Below are 3,229 nucleotides of genomic sequence, written 5' to 3'. Positions count from 1 at the left end.
TAAAACCAAGGATGCCAGAACAACCTAGAAGAAAAATACAATTAAACGAAGAATCAAAACCTGACACTAGACACTAATGTGTAAACCAAATTCAGGCAAGGTCATATTGTCAACAGACGACCGACCACGATCAACTGCTGATTGAAATAAACTGAGTTGAATCTTTTGAATCGCTTCTCATTTGAAAGCGGGAAATCGTGAATGATCAATTGAAGAGCCCAAAGAAGCCTTAAATATAGGATTTACATTATTTTGATAGTGATTTGTAAAAATGCAGATGAAATAAGGAAAATAGTTATCAGTAAATCAGTAAATCAGTAATTAGTTTATGGTATGGCTTTTATATCATGTTAATAACCAAGATTCAAGAATTTTGAATCTTAAAAACAAAAAAGGAAACGCTGAAATAGGGTTTCCTTTTTTTCTTTATTGGGGTGATGAATTTTTGGGTTGTTAATCATTTTTTTTGCAGTTTGAAACCATCTTTTTAGCGAAAATCCATCCCTTCAAGTTATTGTTATATCCATTGTAATAATGCTTGATATTTTACTTAGAATCTTCTCAAAAACGCCCTTAAAATAGCTTTAAACAGGCTTTAAGTCTAGTTGATGTTTAATAGAATATATGTTTGATATGCGTTTGATATGGCGTTGATACGGACTTGATACGGAGTTAATACGTGTTTGTGTAGGGTAAGTAACAGATTATCATTACCTTAGAGTCTAATCAAGTGCTAAGGAGAAATGGTTAATTAAATAGGGGAAAGTAGAAGGGCGAAAGGAAAAAGGGGAAAGGAAGGATGAAGGGAGAAGGGTCAAAAATCTTTTGTTACACGGAGTTGCACAGAGGAGTCACCGAGATGCACAGAGGATATTTAAAGAGAGAAAAAAGGGAAAAGGTTAAAGGAGAAAGGTGGGAAAGGATGAAGGAGGAAGGGAGAATGTCGAATGCTGAATGTCGAATTTAAAATGTTGAATTGGAACTAGTCAAGGAAAGTAGCTCCCCGAAATACTTCGGGGCAGGCTCAGCGGAGCTATATGCTTTTTAGCCCTCCCAAAAGGGAGGTAAACATGTACGACTTGTCCCGCAGCATTGCGGGAAGGCGCTTCATGCACATTTATAGTCACTACATTCGATATGCGCCGCCGTGCATGGTAAAGGGATGTGTACACGTGACCGGGAGTCCTGGAGATAGGTATATTAGAAATTGGAGGTGTCTTTCGGGACGATAGGGTTCTTGTAAAATTAGAAAGGATGAAGGGTTGATTTTGAGGAGTGAGAGAATCTGTTTTGAGATGAAAATATTTCTTTCTCTTACTTTTTGTTCCCGTGATTCCACGGGACAGGCATTGACGCATCCGCCTCAGCGGACTTTTGAGAAAAGTAACCAAAAAGTCAAGAATTTCGAATTCCCGCAATACTGCGGGACAGGCTCTTCAACCCGCAAAAGGCCACCGCCCGCCTCCCTAAAAAGGAGGAAACCTATCCCTTTTAGTGAGGCAATCCATACACTTTTGGGAGGCAGGCCCGATTCCCCAACATTCCCACCTGCATCAGACGGTTTGAGTGAAATTAAAAGGTTTTTCTTTAAACAAGATTAGGACTAGATGGTCACTCCTAAAACCATATAAAGAGAGATTTTTTAATTTTACCAAGAAACAAATAGTATTATTATTAGAATTGAAATTACAGGGTCTAGTCACGGGGTCTACGTATCCCCTACGTTACCCTAACGTTGATACTAGACTGCTACTACGTTGGTACTAGGGAGCAGGGGGAAGAAGGGAGGAATTAGGAGGGATGAAGGATGAAAAATGGCGAAGGAAAAAGGGGTTATTTGGTTAACTGGTTAATTAGGTAACTGATGTAATGGAGGAAGGAAATGACAATTGAATTCTATTTGTCAGTTATTAAAATTTCTTTGATGGATTCATTTAGGGTTAGAATGGATTGTAGTATTTGATGCAGGGTTTTATTGTGGTCTACGTTTTTATTTGAGTCTTTCTCGAAACTGGGGATTATTGGATCTTGATTTAGATTTTGGAGGAGTTGTTCAGGGTTAGAAACTAGCAAGTGAAGTGGATTTACTTTTAGAAACTCAGAGATGTTTTGGATGAGTTCAATGGTGATTTTTGTCTCCCCTCTTTCATATTTGGTATATGCAGCTTCCTTTAAACCTAAATGAAAGGCTACTTCAAATGCCTTTTTCTGTCTCAATTTACGGAAGAGAGAGATATTTTTTCCTACTGTTTGGTTGTCCAGGATCATAAAACCAGAATTTCTATGCTCTTCCATGATCTATTTAGATAATGTTTTCTAGAATAATCATTAAACTCAAGACTCTATAATTTCATATCGTTCTGCCAAACTATTCATGAAATCTTCAAAGGCACCTTTATAGTGAGGTTTAAGAATAGCCATTTTATACTGAGTCCTTGCAAAAAAAGAAGATACTAAGTAATCGTCAAAACTCCCCAATAGGTACTTTTTTAGCCAATTTGTTTTTGGCCTTATAAAAAAAGCAAGGTTTGGGTACTGAGGGATATTTAATTTCCCATTTATCTTGAAGCGTAATTCTATTTGATAATATTCTCCTTTATCAATTCTTTTTATAATTAAATGTGGTGTCTCTTTCTTGAACTCACATAGTCTCATCCAAGACCTACTTGGTTTTCCATTGACATTTCTTAATCCTCTTGTATGAAAGAAATAAGTATGTTTTTGTGATAGTATGAGTTCATAAGCTTGCTGCCATAGTTTGAAAAGTTGTTTCCCTTTTTCTAACTCCTCCTCATTTGGCACAAATTCATCCTGCCAACTTGAGTTGTTTATTGGTGCCAATTCCCGCATTTTGAAACAGGTCTTTGAGAGTTCTTTTTGAGTTTGACTTAGAATCAATTCATTGCTATCAGCCTCATTTAAATGAAATGAAGTGAAATTCTTTATTCTTTCTCTGTCTTTAGAAAGTAATCCATGGAAAGGAACTAAAAAAGGATAATGATTTGAATGATATGAAGACAGGTGAGTATCTGCTAAACAAAATCCAACGGCAAAGTCAGTATCTGGAAGATCATCCAGTGAAATTTTATTGTACGTTTTTGCTTCTTGCGTGTGCTGATTTTTTTGTAATATAAGTAAGTCGTCACTAGGCTTATAAAAAGTTGGGTATTTAGGTTTTAAATCTATATCGAACCCCATCCTATCATTTGTGATTTTGAAATATTTACTT

2 protein-coding genes are annotated in these 3,229 nt (G+C 36.3%); both read right to left on the bottom strand.

Translation table 11 applies throughout. The features are described from left to right. Positions 1-1,896 precede the first annotated feature (1,896 nt). Positions 1,897-2,295, bottom strand: coding sequence for a helix-turn-helix domain-containing protein (locus IEV57_RS18565; RefSeq protein WP_229744570.1), 399 nt, complete (start codon positions 2,293-2,295; stop codon positions 1,897-1,899). Positions 2,296-2,334: 39 nt separating this feature from the next. Beyond that, the coding region (locus IEV57_RS18560; protein ID WP_229744569.1) for a hypothetical protein at positions 2,335-3,229 on the bottom strand (895 nt) is incomplete at its 5' end.

The sequence above is a fragment of the Belliella aquatica genome (genome assembly GCF_014637795.1).
GTDB lineage: Bacteria > Bacteroidota > Bacteroidia > Cytophagales > Cyclobacteriaceae > Belliella > Belliella aquatica.
This window is presented reverse-complemented; position numbering and strand designations above follow the sequence as displayed.

Bases quoted from the DNA above. Each gene is read 5' to 3' on its own strand.
- IEV57_RS18565 (WP_229744570.1), bottom strand. From the start codon at position 2,295: ATGGAAGAGCATAGAAATTCTGGTTTTATGATCCTGGACAACCAAACA.